Annotated in this window: 14 protein-coding genes and 1 tRNA gene; 10 read left to right on the top strand and 5 right to left on the bottom strand. The window is 32.2% G+C overall.

The window, feature by feature from the left end:
• Window positions 1–66: 66 nt before the first annotated feature.
• Window positions 67–366, top strand: a complete 300-nt coding sequence (locus MR053_RS04975) for a helix-turn-helix domain-containing protein (RefSeq protein ID WP_242131338.1) — start codon at window positions 67–69, stop codon at window positions 364–366.
• Between the two features lie 48 nt (window positions 367–414).
• Entirely contained in the window at window positions 415–1,110 is a 696-nt protein-coding gene (locus MR053_RS04970; protein WP_242131337.1) for a YDG/SRA domain-containing protein, read from the top strand.
• On the opposite strand, the gene MR053_RS04965 is transcribed toward MR053_RS04970, so the two are convergent.
• The gene (locus MR053_RS04965; protein ID WP_242131336.1) at window positions 1,107–1,478 is read right to left on the bottom strand and encodes a (deoxy)nucleoside triphosphate pyrophosphohydrolase; all 372 of its coding nucleotides are present in this window, start codon (window positions 1,476–1,478) and stop codon (window positions 1,107–1,109) included. The genes MR053_RS04970 and MR053_RS04965 overlap by 4 nt on opposite strands.
• 138 nt (window positions 1,479–1,616) lie before the next feature.
• Between MR053_RS04965 and MR053_RS04960 the strand changes: the two genes are divergently transcribed.
• From MR053_RS04960 to MR053_RS04925, 8 genes are all read left to right on the top strand, one after another.
• Window positions 1,617–3,197: a type I restriction-modification system subunit M gene (locus MR053_RS04960; protein ID WP_242131335.1), complete on the top strand. Its 1,581-nt coding sequence runs from the start codon at window positions 1,617–1,619 to the stop codon at window positions 3,195–3,197.
• Window positions 3,194–4,495, top strand: coding sequence for a restriction endonuclease subunit S (locus MR053_RS04955; protein ID WP_242131334.1), 1,302 nt, complete (start codon window positions 3,194–3,196; stop codon window positions 4,493–4,495). The genes MR053_RS04960 and MR053_RS04955 overlap by 4 nt, the downstream gene beginning before the upstream one ends.
• Complete coding sequence (locus MR053_RS04950) at window positions 4,495–6,942, top strand: McrB family protein (protein ID WP_242131333.1); 2,448 nt, start codon at window positions 4,495–4,497, stop codon at window positions 6,940–6,942. The genes MR053_RS04955 and MR053_RS04950 overlap by 1 nt, the downstream gene beginning before the upstream one ends.
• Window positions 6,932–8,203, top strand: coding sequence for an McrC family protein (locus MR053_RS04945; RefSeq protein ID WP_242131332.1), 1,272 nt, complete (start codon window positions 6,932–6,934; stop codon window positions 8,201–8,203). Before MR053_RS04950 ends, MR053_RS04945 begins: the two co-directional genes overlap by 11 nt.
• Before the next feature lie 3 nt (window positions 8,204–8,206).
• A complete protein-coding gene (locus MR053_RS04940) occupies window positions 8,207–11,410 on the top strand; it encodes a type I restriction endonuclease subunit R (RefSeq protein WP_242131331.1) in 3,204 nt (1,067 codons plus the stop codon).
• 18 nt (window positions 11,411–11,428) lie between these two features.
• The gene (locus tag MR053_RS04935; RefSeq protein WP_242131330.1) at window positions 11,429–12,289 is read left to right on the top strand and encodes a TIR domain-containing protein; all 861 of its coding nucleotides are present in this window, start codon (window positions 11,429–11,431) and stop codon (window positions 12,287–12,289) included.
• Window positions 12,290–12,346: 57 nt separating this feature from the next.
• Window positions 12,347–13,258 carry a hypothetical protein gene (locus tag MR053_RS04930; protein WP_242131329.1) on the top strand — a complete coding sequence of 304 codons (912 nt, stop codon included), beginning with the start codon at window positions 12,347–12,349 and terminating at the stop codon, window positions 13,256–13,258.
• Window positions 13,259–13,335: 77 nt separating this feature from the next.
• Window positions 13,336–14,349 carry a protein kinase domain-containing protein gene (locus MR053_RS04925; protein WP_242131328.1) on the top strand — a complete coding sequence of 338 codons (1,014 nt, stop codon included), beginning with the start codon at window positions 13,336–13,338 and terminating at the stop codon, window positions 14,347–14,349.
• Between the two features lie 383 nt (window positions 14,350–14,732).
• On the opposite strand, the gene MR053_RS04920 is transcribed toward MR053_RS04925, so the two are convergent.
• From MR053_RS04920 to trxA, 4 genes are all read right to left on the bottom strand, one after another.
• Window positions 14,733–14,806, bottom strand: a tRNA-Asp gene (locus MR053_RS04920).
• Window positions 14,807–14,887: 81 nt separating this feature from the next.
• Window positions 14,888–15,817 (bottom strand): DUF58 domain-containing protein, encoded by a 930-nt coding sequence (locus MR053_RS04915; RefSeq protein ID WP_242131327.1) that lies wholly within the window; start codon window positions 15,815–15,817, stop codon window positions 14,888–14,890.
• A gap of 18 nt (window positions 15,818–15,835) precedes the next feature.
• Complete coding sequence (locus tag MR053_RS04910) at window positions 15,836–16,378, bottom strand: ClpP family protease (protein WP_242131326.1); 543 nt, start codon at window positions 16,376–16,378, stop codon at window positions 15,836–15,838.
• An 84-nt stretch (window positions 16,379–16,462) separates the two neighbouring features.
• Window positions 16,463–16,780 carry a thioredoxin gene (trxA, locus tag MR053_RS04905; protein WP_167917628.1) on the bottom strand — a complete coding sequence of 106 codons (318 nt, stop codon included), beginning with the start codon at window positions 16,778–16,780 and terminating at the stop codon, window positions 16,463–16,465.
• Window positions 16,781–16,861 lie beyond the last annotated feature (81 nt).

Here is a 16,861-nt window from a genome sequence, read left to right as displayed (position 1 = left end):
ATAACCCTGTCCTGATAACTAATGGGTATTACAGTTTATGGATAAAAAAAATTAAAATGTTAAACTATGGAAACAAATAAAAAAATTCTCTTATATGAGATTAGCCCACAAGAATTTAAGGAACTATTAGTTCAATCGTTAATTCCCCAAATTGAAATAATCATTAAAAAGTTCATTTCCCAAGAACCGGCCATGTACTCTGTCAAATCGGTAGCTGATTTATTAGGAAGGTCAGAATTAACAATTTATAATTATATAAAAAGAGGAACTCTTCCTGCTTCTAAAATTGGTAGAAAATATATTATTCATAAGACTGATCTTGAATCAGCTTTTAAAGAAGTTAGATCAATGAAATATAAAAGATAAATAAATCTAACAAATGATTTTATTAAATTTATTGCTCAATTCCATGTTATGAGCAGACTATTTTTCGGAACACCAGAAGGCATTAAAGAAGGACAAAAATTCCCAGACAGGAAGGCATTAATTGCAGCTGGACTGCATCGATCCACTATGCACGGTATTGATGGTAATGGTAATGAAGGCGTTGCTGCTATTGTTTTGTCTGGCGGCTATGAGGACGACATCGACTGGGGCGATGAAATCATTTACACAGGTCATGGTGGTAATGATCCACAAACTGGACAGCAAATAGCCGATCAATCCTGGCAAGACCATGGCAATAAGGGTTTGGTAGTAAGTAAACTACGAAACTTCCCGGTAAGAGTCATAAGAGGCTACAAACATAATTCTCAATTTTCACCAGATAGTGGCTATAAATACGGTGGACTTTATAACGTTGTTGATCACTGGGAAGAAATAGGAAAGAGTGGTTTCACAATTTGTAGATTCAAACTTATTAAAGCTGATAAAATTCTTGATAAAGAAAGTGATGAGGTTAAAGAAGGTGTGGTTGTACTGGTAGAACCTTTAGGTAAGGATTCAAAATGGTTTAGTATAGGTGTAGAGCCCCCAGAATCATTACAAGCTCAAAGACTATCAAGTGATAGTACCTTTGCTAAAAAACTAATTGGAAAAAAACCAGGAGAGGTTATAGACTTTGGGAATGGATTTAAGGTCCTGGAGATTAAGAGGTATATGAGTGACTAAATCAAGTCAATAAAAGGCTTATCTGCATCAGCTAAATCAAAGTTTGATATGTCTACTTTAGATATCCATTCATAAGCATCATGATCGGTTAGCTTAAAAGATGCCTCAATAAAAGTACACTTATAGGCTATAAGTTCTATTGAGAAATTGGGGTAATGGTGGATGTTAGAACCTATTTTGCCTAAAACTTCTACTTGCATACCCAATTCTTCTAATAACTCTCTTTTTAATGCTTCTAGGCCAGTTTCAGAATCTTTTATCTTACCACCCGGAAACTCCCACTTGCCTTCCAGGGCAATGCCTGGTTTTCGCCTAGTAATTAGAAACTTATCTCTTTTGTAAATAACACCACAAACAACTCTAATCATAGGGTATAAATTTATAGGAAAATTTTTATTATTTAAACTTTTAGTTAAGGCATAAATAATTACCTTTATTGCTCTCCATTAAAAATAATTTTAGCCTTTAAATAAGCGGCTTTATCTATTTAATATGAAAATGATCAAATGACTCAACAAGCAATTAAAGATTTAGAAAAAGAATTATGGGATGCCGCTGATGAACTAAGAGGTAACTCAAAACTAACTGCTGCAGAATACAAAGATCCATTATTAGGTTTGGTACTCCTTCGATTTGCACAAAACCGTTATGAGGATGCCAAATTACAAGTAGAAAAAAATCTACCCATAAACCCAAGAACTGGTCAAAGAAGAGAAGCTACAAATGATGATTACGCGGCTGCAGGAGCTATTAAATTACCTGAAAAAGCCAAATATGATTACTTGGCTAACTTACCAGAAGATGCAGATATAGCCGAAGCGATAAACAATGCCATGAAGCTCATAGAGGCCGAGTATAAAGATCTCGAAGGTATACTACCAAAAAATTATCAGGAGTTTGGCGATAAGCTGTTAAGGGATTTAGTGCGAGTATTTAATAAAGATGCTGTCAAGCAGGCTAAAGGTGATGTCTTCGGTCGTATCTATGAGTTCTTCTTAATGAAATTTTCCATGCAAGGTGCAGGAGCCCAGGAAGGTGGAGAGTTCTTCACTCCCCCATCGTTGGTTAACCTTATTGTAAATTTCATAAAGCCCAATCACGGTATCATTCATGATCCTGCTTGTGGCTCTGGTGGCATGTTTGTACAAACAGCCCATTTCATAAAAGACCATGAACATAAAAGTGTCAATGAAGCCATTACGGTTTATGGTACTGAACTAAAAAGCAATAATACCAAACTTGCAAAGATGAACTTAGCCATTCATGGTATTGAAGGAAAAATTATTGAAAGCAATAGTTTTTATAGTGACCCGCATGGTCTGTTTGAAAAGTGTGACTTCGTTATGGCCAATCCTCCATTTAATGTCGATAAGGTAGATGCAAAAAACAAATTTTTGACAGAAGACAAACGCTTGCCCTTTGGGCCACCATTAACTGGTAAAGGAACCGTTAGCAACGGAAACTATTTATGGATCCAATATTTTTATAGCTATCTCAATAAAACTGGTCGTGCAGGCTTTGTTATGGCATCTTCAGCTACCGATGCAGGAAATGCAGAAAAACTGATACGACAAAAACTAATTGAAACGGGAGATGTTGAATGTGTTGTGTCTATTGGAAATAATTTTTTCTATACCCGTAGTTTGCCTTGTCATTTATGGTTTTTTAATAAAGGCAAAAAGGCAGAGAACAAGGATAAGATCTTAATGATTGACGCTCGTAATACCTATCGTAAAGTAACTACTACCATTAACGATTTTAGCGAAGAACAAATGGAAGGTCTAACAGCATTAATCAATGCTTTTAGAGGTGATGATTTGGAAGTAAGCTCTAATAACAAATGGTTTAAGGAGCACTTCCCTGAAGGTAAGTATAAAAATGTGGAAGGACTTTGTAAAGTAATAGAAATAGAAGATGTTATTGAACAGGATTATAGCTTAACCCCAGGACGCTATGTGGGTGTAAGTATTGACATTGATATGGATTTTGATTACAAAGGAAGAATGAAAGAAATTCATAGTGAATTAGGCTTTTTAAACAAGGAGGCAAATGATTTAATGAATAAGATTCAGTCATTAGAATTATGATGCAGGGATGGGAAAAAATAATCTTAGGTAATCATATAGATACTCTAACAGATTATCATGCAAATGGTTCGTATAAAAAACTGAAAGAAAATGTAACACTAAAGAATGAGCCATCATATTGTATAATGGTTAGAACTTTAAATTTTGAAAGAAATGATTTTAGTAATGATTTAATATATATTGATGAAACAGAATATAACTTTCTCTCAAAATCAAAAGTTTTTTCTGGTGATATCTTAATGAATAAAATTGCCCAGGCTGGTTCTGTTTATCTAATGCCTAAAATCAATCAACCAGCTTCTTTAGCGATGAATTTATTTCTAATTCGGTTTGATAACACTTTGGACCAGTTATTTATGTATTATTTAATGAAGGTCAATGAAAATTATATTAAACAATTCGCTAATGGGACAGCAACTACAACTATAACTAAAGAAGCAGTTAGAAATCTTAGTTTCATAGTTCCCTCATTGAATGTACAACGCAAAATAGCCAACATCCTCTCTGCTTATGATGATTTAATTGAAAACAACCTAAAATCAATTAAACTATTGGGAGAAAAAGCTCAACTTACTTATGAGCAGTGGTTTTTATATCGAATTATTGATAATACAGTAATAAGTGACAAAAACATAAAAATTGACACTTTAGAAAACCTTATTGTAAAGTACATAAATGGTGGGTGGGGAAAAGAAGAAAATGAGGGAAACTATACTAATGAAGCCTATGTTATTAGAGGCACTGATATGCCTAAAGTATCAATGGGTCAATTTGATGAGTTGCCTCTAAGATTTCATACTGAATCAAACTTAAAGTCAAGGATATTAAAACATGGTGATATTGCCATTGAAATGTCAAATGGCAACATAGATAATGTTGGAAGATCATTCTACTTTGATATTGGTTTAAGTGAAATATTAAATAAACCAACTATTTGTGCGAGTTTTTGTAAAATGTTAAGACCTAAATCGGTTGAGCTTTCTTATTTAATTGATGCTCATTTAAAATACATTTACAGTTCTAATAAAATGCTTGTCTACAAAGTACAAGCAGCCAATGGTATTAATAATTTCAATTTTGAAGAAATGATTCGAGATGAAGAATTATTTATTCCGGAAGGAGAAAATTTAAATATTTTGGTTAACTCTATAAAGTCCTGTTATAAATTGATATCTAATATTAGGATACAAAATCAGTATTTAAAAGAGGCTCGAGATATTTTATTACCTCGCTTAATGACTGGGATGATTGATGTGAAAAAAATTAATGTTGAATCTCTTAAGCTTACATCTGTCTAATGAATGTCTTTTTTGGTAAAATTTCCAATAAATATGATAAAGAACAAATAGATGGTGGTTACTACAAGGCACCTAAAGAAAGTTCATGGTTTAATGGATTAAAAATAGGTGATTATGTTTTGCTTATTGGTGGTGGTAAAATTCAACTCTGGAAAGCCAAGTCATGGGAACATATACCTGAGGAGAACAATGACAAATTGCATTTTGAAATTTTAAACTCCAATTTAGGTATAAGTACCAAAGACATAATGGCGTTTAAATTTTTTAAACTTACTATAGATCTTATTATCAAAACAAATCGTTCCACAGGTGGTGAAAAAAAGGCATTCTTTGAAATTGATATAGATACTAGTTTTTCGGAAGCACAATTATTAAACCCTGAAACTTTTAAGGATAAAAATAATTATAGAAAAGTTTATGTCTTACCTTCTGATGCTGAAGCCAGAAATGGAAGTCTAGACATTCAGCTTCAATGGATTGATAATATGCTCATAATGCATCCTGTAACGTTTTGTGATACCGAAATAGTTTCACGTTTTAAGGATAACACTGGATTTCTTGGAAAAGGGCAGCCACAAAAAGATAGGACTTTATCAGTTGTAAGCGCCCAAAATAATCAAAACAAAGATTTATCATCGCGTATCTCTTTAAAGGATCTTTTTGACGCCTTTATGTGCGATTACAGAGAGGAGAATCAAGAAACGAGATACTGGGTTGTAAATGGTTTTGAGGAAAGTAAAATAGAGTATGATCTAGATAATAATTGCTTTGTGATGTACTTTCAATATGGTGTTCAAAAAAAAGGAGAAGTTACAAAACAATTAAAGAAGGCTAAGCAAATTAATCCTGGTGATAAGGTTTTATTATTTAATAAGAACAAATATTTTGCCCACGCCATTTTTGAAGAGATTAGTTTAGAAGAAGCCAAGGAAATCACCTTGCACAATCAAATAAATTTGGCGAGTAAACATGATCCTGAAGATGTTGTAACGTATACTGATGCAAAATGCTATTATGAAGACTTGACCGCTGAAAACGGTTTTAATGGTGAATGGGGACAAAGACTACATGTTCAGGAATGGGAAGATGTCAATTCTGAAGGCGTAACCATACCAGGAATTACAAAATATTTAGGAAAATCTTCAATTATAGTTGACACCATAATTGAACTAAAGGATAGAACATTTTATGAGCTAGTTAAAAGCATTTTAGCTGGCCAAATAAATAATATAAATGATTTTAAAAAGATGAAGGAAATCATAAATCTCATCAAATCAAAAAAACAAATTATTCTTCAAGGCCCACCTGGAACAGGAAAGACCTATACAGCTAAGAACCTTGCAGAACAACTAATATTTAATTCAGTTTCTACTGATAAAAAGGTTCAAAAAAAACTTTTAGAGGAATCTGGTAGATGTGTATTGGTGCAATTCCATCCCTCATATAGTTATGAGGATTTTGTACGAGGGATAGAAGCTAAAACAAAGGGTAATGGAACAATAGTTTATAATACGACCAATAAAATATTTGGGGATTTTATTCAGAAAGCTTCAAGGAGTAAAAACAAAAATGAAGACGCACTTTGGGCAGCATTTAGAAACCATTTATATCAAATTGAGAAAACAAGTGATCAACCATTATATTTTGACAAAGAAAAAACCATTCGTTTTAAAGATGTTTATTATCCAGAAGAGGAGAAAGCTAAGCTAAGATATGAAATTCTAATAGATGACGATTATTGGTCTATGCCTACTTGGATAGATATTAAATCCTGTTTTAACCATGAATCTTTTAATAATGGTTTAGCTTTAAATAATAAAGATTATTCCAAGAGTTGGGTGCCAATTTTTAAATATTTTAAAGCATTTGTAATTAAAGAAGGACTATTAAATAACAACTACGTTCTCATTATTGACGAAATCAACAGGGCTAATTTACCTTCGGTATTAGGGGAACTTATTTATGCTTTAGAATATCGAAATGAATCAGTTGAAAGTATGTACGCCATAGATGGAGATAATACCATTACTATACCGGATAACCTTTATATAATTGGAACGATGAATACTGCAGACAGAAGTGTTGGACATATAGATTATGCCATTAAAAGAAGGTTTGCATTTGTAGATATATTACCGAATGAAACAGTTATTAAGAATAAAAATGCTTTATCCTTATTTCAAAAAGTTTCAGAATTGTTTATTGAATCAAAGGATGGCGAAATAACAAAATCTCAATATTTGGCTCCTGATTTTGAGTTTAAAGATGTGCATATCGGCCATAGTTATTTCATTTTAAATGATGTTGATGAAGAGAAGCAAAAGGCTGAGCTTTTAGGGAGGTTGAAATATGAAATCGTTCCTATATTAAGGGAATACCAGAAAGATGGTTTACTATTAGATATAGCAAAGGATAAAATAGAAGAGATCGCCAATTTTGAATGTTAATCTTTTAAAATACAACGAACATTTTGAAGGCGCTATAAAACCAGAGGATTGTGCCTGCCTAACCAATAAAGATTATAATGTATTCTTTAAAAAGAAAAGGGGAGATGATTTACCATGCTTTACAATAAAAGCTGATAAAGATAGACAGTCATTTTCAATGAATACGGGTTATTTTATAGGTGTAGATTGGCTTGAAAAAAATAAATCTGCCATATTTATAGCTCCCAAGCTAAATACTAATAAAATAGAGATTAATTTCGTTAGGATACTTTTTTCTTCACTTAAACATTCAGAGGTTTCAAAAGAAATTGACGAATTATTTGAAGTTAAATGGGACGAACCTAAGATTACCATTGAGCAAAAGGAAGACTTGCTAACACCTTTTTTAGTGATAGAATTTTTAGGACTATTAAAAAATATCGTTAGAAAAGGTTTAAAAAAATCTTATTACAAAGTTGAGAAAAACTTAAATAGCCGTATTAAGGGTAAAGTGTTAATCGCTAAAACTCTAAAAGAAAATTTGTTGCAAAATAAACCGCTGTACACGTATTGCTCTTATGAAGAATTCGGTTTAAATAATAAAGAGAATAGGTTGCTTAAAAAAGCCTTAACATTTATAAAACGCTATTTACCTACTTATGCTGAGTTGGGTAATAGCCAAGACTTGCAAAATACCTTTAATTATATTAATCCAGCTTTTGATGAGGTGAGCGAGGAAATAGAATTAAATGATATAAAGCATTCAAAAATGAATGTGTTTTATAAAGATTATGAGCAGGCCTTAAAATTAGCCAAATTAATTTTAAGAAGGTTTGGATATAGTATTACAAACACAGTAAAGAAGCAGGTTAATATACCACCTTTTTGGATTGATATGAGTAAGCTTTTTGAGCTATATGTACTTGGCCTGTTAAAGGATAGATTTAATAAACAGATTAAATTTCATTATAGCACCTATGGTAATGAACTGGATTATTTATTAAATACTCCAAATTATAAAATGGTTATTGACGCAAAATATAAGTTAAAGTATGTGGATAGCAGAGTCCATGAGGATATTAGACAAGTAAGTGGATATGCAAGACTCAAAAAGGTTTATCGAGAATTAAACATAAACACTGATAGTATTATAGATTGCCTGATCATACATCCAGATCCAGAAAATGGCTATGAGAATTTGAAAGAAGTTAATTTAAAGGAAGCCGAGATTCAAGATTACAATAGAATTTATAAAGTCGGTATTAAATTACCAGTAGTTTAAGCTATGAGTTACGAATATTCAGAAGATGGTCTAGTAGAACAAGCAACCCAAGATGTGTTGGAAGAATTGGGGTGGACTGTTATTACTGCATGGCATAACGAAACATTTGGTGATAATGGATTATTAGGCCGAGACAATAAATCTGAAGTCATTCTAACTCGTTATCTGTTAAGAGCTTTAAACAAATACAATCCTGGCTTACCTGATTCTGCCTATTTGCAAGCTATTGAGATTTTAGAACAAAAGATAGCAGATAAAACTTTAGGACGCATAAATAAAGAAAAGTATGGGTTTTTAAAAAATGGAGTTCCGGTAAGTTTTACTAACGTTAAAGGTGAATTGGTAAAGAAGAAACTAAAGATATTCAACTTTAGTGATTACTTGGATAATGAGTTTTTGGCTGTGCGACAATTAGAAGTAGTTGGTGAACTATACCAACGCCGACCTGATGTTGTTGGATTTGTAAACGGTATTCCTTTAGTGTTTATGGAATTAAAAGCACATCATACCGATTTACGTAATGCCTACAATGATAATTTAAAAGACTATAAGGACACCATTCCCCAAATATTCCATACCAACGGGTTTATTATTTTGAGTAATGGAACTGATGCCAAAGTAGGTACTGTGACAAGTCCATATAAATTCTTTTTAGATTGGAAACGTATTGAGGAAGATGAGGAAGGTGTAGTAAGCTTAGATACAATGCTTCGTGGTACCTGTGCCAAACATCGATTAATGGATATTTTTGAAAACTTCTTGCTTTTTGATGAATCAAGAGGTGATTCTGTTAAGCTTATGGCAAAGAACCATCAATATATTGGTGTTAACAAGGTCATTGAAAATGTAAAAAATATTGAAGATTTAAAAGGAAAGTTAGGAGTATTTTGGCACACACAAGGTAGTGGTAAATCCTATTCCATGGTCTTCCTATGTGAAAAGATTCACCGTAAGTTAGGTGGAGCTTATACTTTTGTAATTGCCGTGGATCGTACTGAATTGGAAAATCAGATTTACGATACATTTTCTGGTGTGGGAGTCGTAAGCGATAAGAATATTATCGCTGGAAAGAAGAAAGGCTTAACTGGCAGGGAACATTTAAGGGAATTACTCGCTGAAAATCACCGTTATGTTTTTACATTGATCCATAAATTTTCAATAGACCCTAAAATCGAATCTGAATACCCACTAATTACTGATAGATCAAATATTATAGTAATTTCAGATGAAGCTCATAGAACACAAGGTGGAACCTATGCACGAAACATGCGCTTTTATGGACTGCCGAATGCGTCTTATTTAGGCTTTACAGGAACACCTATCATTAAAGATGAAGAAGAGTTAACCAAAAACATCTTTGGTGAATATGTGTCTATTTATGATTTCAAAAGGGCAATAGAAGATGAAGCTACTCTACCCCTGCGATATATAAATAAAGGTGATAAACTCGACATTGAAAATCCTGAGCTTGACGAAAGAATGGCGGAGATTTTTGAAAATGAAGATTTAGAGGATGACCAAAAAAAGAAATTAGCATATCTATTCTCAAAAAACTATCCAATCCTTACTGCTGAACCTCGTTTAGATGCCATAGCAAAAGATTTGGTTTGGCATTTCAATGAACGTGGTTATCAGGGTAAAGCGATGTATGTAGCTCTTGACAAACCCACTGCCGTAAGAATGTATGAATTGGTGATGAAGTATTGGCCGGAGTATTTATTGGATCTGCAACAAAGAATAAATAATGCTTCAGATGAACAAGAAGAACAAGAACTACATAGGAAATATAAACGTGTTGCAGAAACAGAAGTATGTGTTGTTGTAAGTGGTGAACAAAACGAAGTGGATAAATTCCGAAAATTGGGATTAGATATTGAAATACATAGGCGAAAATTAGTTGAACGCAATTTAGAAAAGGAATTTAAGGATGAAGAAAATCCATTTCGTTTAGCCATTGTTTGTGCTATGTGGATTACAGGTTTCGATGCACCCTGTGTGTCAACGGTATATTTAGATAAGCCTATTAAAGGCCATACATTAATGCAAACCATTGCCCGTGCTAATAGAGTTTATGATGATGAAAAAGAAAATGGTCTAATAGTAGATTATGGAAACGTTTACAAACAATTAGAACAAGCCTATTCGATATATGGAGAGGGAAGCAAGGGTGAGAGTGGTAAAAAGAATGGTGGTAAACCTGCCGAATTATTAATTGAACTGGAATCAGAATTAAGAGGGGCAATAAAAGAAGTAGTTGATAACTTAAAATCATTAGGATTTGAATTGTCAAGTTTAATAGGTGCAAAGCCAATGGAAAAAATTGGGCTATTAAAAGCAGCCGCAGATTGTGTTTGTTTGAATGAATCGACAAGAACAACATTCGAGATCATGGCTCGTAATGTTTTTAGAAAGTATAAAGCCTTATATCCCGAAGAACAGGTAAAACCCTATGTAAAAAAATATAATGCCATAGAGGCAATTTACAATCTTTTAAACCAAAATGTAAAATCAGCCGATGTTACTGAAATCATCATGCAATTACAGTCTGTTGTTAGTGATAGTATTATTTTGAAAGATAGAGTTGAAGATAGTGATGAGGTTTATGTAGATTTAAGCTCCTTAGATTTCGATAAATTAAAAGCAGCCTTTGCCAAGGCTCCAAGGAAGAATACCATTACTTATAATTTGCAACAGGCTATTGAAAAGAAGTTAGAGCAAATGCTCAAAGAAAATCCATTACGCTTAGAGTTTTACGAACGTTATAAGGAAATCATAGAAGAATACAACCAAGGGAAAAGTTTAGAAGACACAGTCAGAGCTTTTAATAAGCTGAATAAATTTGTACAAGGTCTAACCCATGAAGAACAAAGGGCAGTAAGGGAAAATTTAGAAGATCAAGAGACCCTTGCCATATTTGATTTACTTATCGAAGGCAAAGAGCTCGACCAAAAATCATTGAAATCTGTAAAAAAAGTTGCTAAAGACACCTTAGATAAACTCAAAACCGAAAAATTAAAAATTGAACGTTGGAGAGAAAGCAGACAGATAAAAGCCCAAGTAAAAAGTATTATTTATGATAATTTACTATGGCTGCCAGAAGATTCCTATACTGATGAAGAGGTGAGTATAAAATCTATTAGTGTATATCAACATATCTATTCTAATTACTATGGTGGTGGGAAGAGTGTTTATAAAGAAACAGCTTAATTCCTAAATTTAATTAATATGTCAAAGAAAAAAACAACCCCTAAAAGTGAATCTTCCGAATATTATTTAGTTAAACCTTATGATCAAATAAAATCCGATTTAATTGATCGAATAGAAATTGGGAAGGAACTCTCCAAAAGAGAGGTAAATAATTCTGATCAATTAAATTCCTTATTGAAGGAATTTCGTAAATGGGATGTTTATAATTTAGAGTACTTTAAGAGAGTTTTTAACGATGTCAAAAATCAAGAAGCGTATAAGTATAGTTCTGTAAATAATGTTGTTGGCCTAATGGATGTATTCAAAAAAAAAGCTAACGTAAATAGTTTTGTATATAGATTAAAAGACGGGAAAACAAGAATTAATAATTTAATTGAATTCCTTGAAAATTTTTTGGAAAGGATAGATCTTATACCAAATGAAAATGATCAAAGGCTAATAGAAAAAGAAGATAAAGTTAATAATCATAAAGGATTTATTGTTCATGGTCATAATGATCAAATTAAATTAGAAGTTAGCAGATATATTGAGAAAACTTGTGATTTAGAAACTATTATTCTTCATGAAGAAGCTAATGAAGGTAAAACTGTTATAGAAAAATTTGAAAAATACTCTGATGTTGATTTTGCTGTTGCCCTATGGACTGCCGATGACGTGGGGAAGAGTAAAAAATCTGATGAATATAATTATAGAGCAAGACAGAATGTTATTTTTGAAACTGGATATTTTATTGGTAAGTTAGGAAGAAATAAAGTAATTATTCTTTATGAGGCTGGTGTTGAAATTCCATCTGATTATAATGGAGTAATATATATTGAAATTACAGGAAATTGGAAGGATTATTTAAGAAGAGAGATAGAAGCTATTTATAGTAATTAATCCTTAAAAAATTCATTTCAATAATTGAAAAGAATAAACCTTAATTCAAATTTATAATTGGAAATTGACAAAATTATTTCAGAATTAAAATCATTAGATTTATCTACTTATCCAACAAAAGAGATTAAAGATTTATTCAATGAAGTAGGTCATATTGGATCAATTATTGTCACCTATCATAAAGGGAAAGCTTTAATGAGAGCCAGGCCAAACAATGGTAGTGAACGCTTCAATAAAAAAGCAGATTTTTCATATAAACCTCAAAAATATAACTCAACATTCCAAAGAGCCAGTACTCCCTATCAAACAATGTTCTATGCGACTACTCTTCCTGATAAATTAGAAGAAGGAGAACTTGATAACATGCGTATAATAGGAGTCACTGAAACAATCCCAATGTTACGTGATAAAACAATGAGCGGATACCAAAAAATTTCTTTTGGTAGATGGATCGTTCACGAAGACATTAATTTAATGGCGATTGCACATAAGAATGCCTATTACAAGGAAAGTAATTTCACAAGAGAATTGGTAGATCATTTTAAAGACTTTTTAAAAAAATACCCAAATCATTTAATTGAAAAATCGTTAAAATTTCAAAATTTTTTAGCAGATGAATTTTCAAAAGAGAATATTCAAAATGATTATGACTATATGATTTCAGCAATTTTCACTGAAAATTGTGTGAAAAATGGTCTTGATGGTGTGTTATATCCAAGTGTTAGAACAAGTGGAAAAGGATTTAATGTAGCTTTAACCCCAAGTGCAACTGAAAAACTGGGTTTATATGTAGCTGGTGAATGCTCGATATATAAATTAAGAGATCATACTGTAATAGGCAATGACGCTATTATTCAATTAGATGGTAAACAAAGTGAATTTGATATGATAAATATTCCAAATCATCAAGATGCCTGTTTGGCTAAGTTAGGTGTTAATTCTATTGATGAGTTAACAAATAGCAAATAGTAATATTGATAATTGGCAAACAATAAAATTACTGATTGATTTACCAAAAAATGAGGAATATTATCAGAAAATATTATATGACGAAGGTTGAGCGAAGAATAAAATTTTTTAAAAAGAAATATAAGAATAAGTATAGTTTCTCTGGAGATCCAATAGGAGAAGGAGCTTATGGAGTAGTCTACAAAGCTAAAGATATTGATAGAAGCATTGATGTTGCAATTAAATTTTTCTTATCCTCAAATACTCCTATTGGATCCAATCGCTCTTGGGAAATTCAATCCAAAATAATTAACCCACAAATTGCCCCAATTTTTACCATCGAAAATCTGAGGTATATATTTAGAACCTATAAGGTTGTTATTTCGAGATTAATGCCTGGCAAATCTCTAAAGGATTTTTTTGAGTTTTGTAACCAACAAAAAAATGAAAATAATATACTTATTTCAGAAGATATAGCTACCTCATATCTTGATTCTTTACTCAATATTCTCGAACTCTGTCATTCAAATGGGTATGGTCATGGGGACTTACATGAGGGAAATGTTTTAATTTACCCTGTAAATTTTAGTTCTCAATTCGCGTTTAATGCAATTCTTATTGACTTTGACAACGCAAGTTTTAAAAAAAAATTAAAATATAAGAGCGAAAAAGAGAAAATCGAAAGTGACGTTAGATTATTTAAAAGACTCGCCAACAATCTTTTATTAAATTGGCCATATAAAAAACATTTAATAGAATTACTTAATTCTTATCATACTATTAGCGACATCCGAAGATCCTATAATTTGATGATAAATCTAATTGAGTTAATAAATAATAATCAACTTTCTAAAAAGAATATTCATGATATATTAGACAAAACTTACCTGAACAACTTTTTCTCGTTTAATTTTAACAATTCATTTAATCGTAATAGTATTATAAAAATTATGACAGAAATTGCTAAAGAAAAAAATGTGCAAAATGAGTTCAATGACTTTGTGAAAAGCTATAATGCTCAAAGTAGAAATTTTGATTTTGAAAGTGACAATTATGGTATAATAAAAAAAGGCAATTTAAGAAATAACCTCTATCGTAATTTCTTTGATTAAAAATTAGGGCATTATCATAATGGATAAACCGCTGGATAATATAAAATCGAATTAAATAAAAAAACCTTAACTAATTGAAGTTAAGGTTTTATTCTGTTCCCCTCTTGGAGTATAAAGGCTTGTAGAAATAAACAAAAAACTTTATATATACCTAAACAAAGATTTTCTTGGCAAGCGTGAAGAAAATTTTTGACATCACACTAATTTTAAAAATTGCTGACTAAATGCTGACTAAAAACAAAAAAGCATCCCAATTTTCAATTAAGAAAAAAGGAAAGCTTTCCATTGGTTTAACTACTTAAACCGTCCCATTTTACTGGGAACAACACAACATCTTCAAACAAAAAAAGCTCTAAATTTTTAGAGCCTCTTTTAAAATCTTGCGGTCTGGACGGGACTCGAACCCGCGACCCCCTGCGTGACAGGCAGATATTCTAACCAACTGAACTACCAGACCGTTGCATTATTGCGGATGCAAATATACACGCCTTTTTTTATAAGTCAAATCTTTTTTTAAATTTTTTACCCATTAATTTAATCAAGAAAATTTTTGGCGTTCTATCAAGTAGGTTGTAAGGATAGTATTAAAATCCTTATTAATATCTGCTTCCACATATTTTATTTTATACTGTGCGCATTTTAAACGTAAAGCTTCAAAATACGCTGCTACCGATTGACTGTAACTTTCCTTAATGGCATCAGCATACAGATTAATATATTCCCCCGTTTCTAAATCAATAAAACGCTTGGGGTTATTATCAAAATCAAACTGTAATTCCTTCGCTTTGTCATACACATGAAACAAAATCACTTCATGTTTATTATATTTTAAATGCCTAAGTGCTTCAAATAATTTAGTATCATCTTCGATAGTTTGAAACATATCGGTAAACAAAAAAATCATGGAACGCCTATGGATTTTCTCAGCGACCTCATGCAAATACTTATAGGTTTCGGTTTTTTTGTTTAATGGTTTAGCTATAACAGCCTGACTTAAATGATTCAATAACATTTGGTGGTGGCGCTCGCTGCCTTTTTCCGGAGCATAGTAATCGTAATTATCACTATAAATACTTAGGCCCACCGCATCGCGTTGTTTCTTTAAAATTTGCATTAACGAAGCCGCAGCCAACACCGAAAAACCTATTTTGTTTAAATGCCCAATGGAAAACGAATTTATTTTAGGGTAGTGCATGGAGCTACTATTATCCAAAATAATATGGCAACGTAAATTCGTTTCATCATCATATCGTTTGGTATACAACTTATCGGTTTTGGCAAATAATTTCCAATCGATATGGCGGGTACTCTCGCCGCGATTATAAATTTTATGCTCGGCAAATTCTGCAGAAAAGCCATGAAACGGACTTTTATGCATCCCAGCAATAAACCCCTCTACCACTTGCTTTGCAAGTAATTCTAGGTTTTTAAATCCTTCAGCTTTATTGAGTTCGTTTTGAAGATTCACCAATTACTATTAAAATTATTAGACAACGCCATCAACAATACCATAGGCAACCGATTCTTCGGCTCCCATCCAATGATCACGGTTAAAGTCCTTCATTACTTTATCAAAATCCTGCCCACAGTTTTCGGCTAAGATTTTTGCACTTAATTCTTTGGTCTTCAAAATTTCCTGCGCCGTTATCTCTATATCGCTAGCCTGTCCTCGTGCACCTCCGCTAGGCTGGTGGATCATTACTCGAGCATGGGGCTGAATAAACCGCTTGCCTTTAGTGCCAACCGATAACAAAATAGAACCCATTGATGCGGCCAACCCAGTACAAATGGTAGAAACATCGCTTTTTAATGACCTTATACAATCGTAAATCGCAAATCCAGAGGTTACATAGCCTCCCGGACTATTAATGTACAATTGAATATCTTTAGTTTCAATGGCATCCAAATACATTAACCTATCTATAACGTGCTTGGCAGAATCATCATCAACCTGTCCCCACAAAAACACTTTACGGTCCTCAATCAATTTACTATCTATAATATCCTGTACTTTCGATTTTTTACTCATGCTTATATAATTTTTATTATCAACTAAAATAAAAAAAGGTTTGCCATTACGACAAACCTTTTCAATTTTCTTTTTCTTTATAATTTACAATAGAGAATCTATTGCATCTGTATAGGCATTCTTAGGCGCAACACCAACTTGACGTCCTACCACTTCACCATTTTGGAACACTAAAACCGTTGGAATATTTCTAACACCATACTTAGCGGCAAATTCTTGATTGGCATCTACATCTACCTTACCAACAACAGCTTTACCATCGTATTCGTCACTTATTTGCTCAATAATTGGTCCTACCATTCTACAAGGCCCACACCAAGCAGCCCAAAAATCTACCAAAACCGGTTTATCACTCTTCAAAACCGTTTCTTCAAACGTTGCATCTGTTATTTCTAATGCCATAATATTTATTTTTTATTCTTATTTATTTTTACAATGTCACAAAATTAGTCAAAAAAAACACTAAAGCTTACAAAGAAACAA

The organism is Aestuariivivens marinum, assembly GCF_022662175.1.
In the GTDB taxonomy this organism is placed as follows: Bacteria; Bacteroidota; Bacteroidia; order Flavobacteriales; family Flavobacteriaceae; genus Aestuariivivens; species Aestuariivivens marinum.
The sequence above is the reverse complement of the archived record's forward strand: the minus strand, read 5'-3'. Positions and strand labels throughout refer to the sequence as shown.

Bases quoted from the DNA above. Each gene is read 5' to 3' on its own strand.
- MR053_RS04975 (WP_242131338.1), top strand. From the start codon at position 67: ATGGAAACAAATAAAAAAATTCTCTTATATGAGATTAGCCCACAAGAA.
- MR053_RS04970 (WP_242131337.1), top strand. From the start codon at position 415: ATGAGCAGACTATTTTTCGGAACACCAGAAGGCATTAAAGAAGGACAA.
- MR053_RS04965 (WP_242131336.1), bottom strand. From the start codon at position 1,478: ATGATTAGAGTTGTTTGTGGTGTTATTTACAAAAGAGATAAGTTTCTA.
- MR053_RS04960 (WP_242131335.1), top strand. From the start codon at position 1,617: ATGACTCAACAAGCAATTAAAGATTTAGAAAAAGAATTATGGGATGCC.
- MR053_RS04955 (WP_242131334.1), top strand. From the start codon at position 3,194: ATGATGCAGGGATGGGAAAAAATAATCTTAGGTAATCATATAGATACT.
- MR053_RS04950 (WP_242131333.1), top strand. From the start codon at position 4,495: ATGAATGTCTTTTTTGGTAAAATTTCCAATAAATATGATAAAGAACAA.
- MR053_RS04940 (WP_242131331.1), top strand. From the start codon at position 8,207: ATGAGTTACGAATATTCAGAAGATGGTCTAGTAGAACAAGCAACCCAA.
- MR053_RS04935 (WP_242131330.1), top strand. From the start codon at position 11,429: ATGTCAAAGAAAAAAACAACCCCTAAAAGTGAATCTTCCGAATATTAT.
- MR053_RS04925 (WP_242131328.1), top strand. From the start codon at position 13,336: ATGACGAAGGTTGAGCGAAGAATAAAATTTTTTAAAAAGAAATATAAG.
- MR053_RS04910 (WP_242131326.1), bottom strand. From the start codon at position 16,378: ATGAGTAAAAAATCGAAAGTACAGGATATTATAGATAGTAAATTGATT.
- trxA (WP_167917628.1), bottom strand. From the start codon at position 16,780: ATGGCATTAGAAATAACAGATGCAACGTTTGAAGAAACGGTTTTGAAG.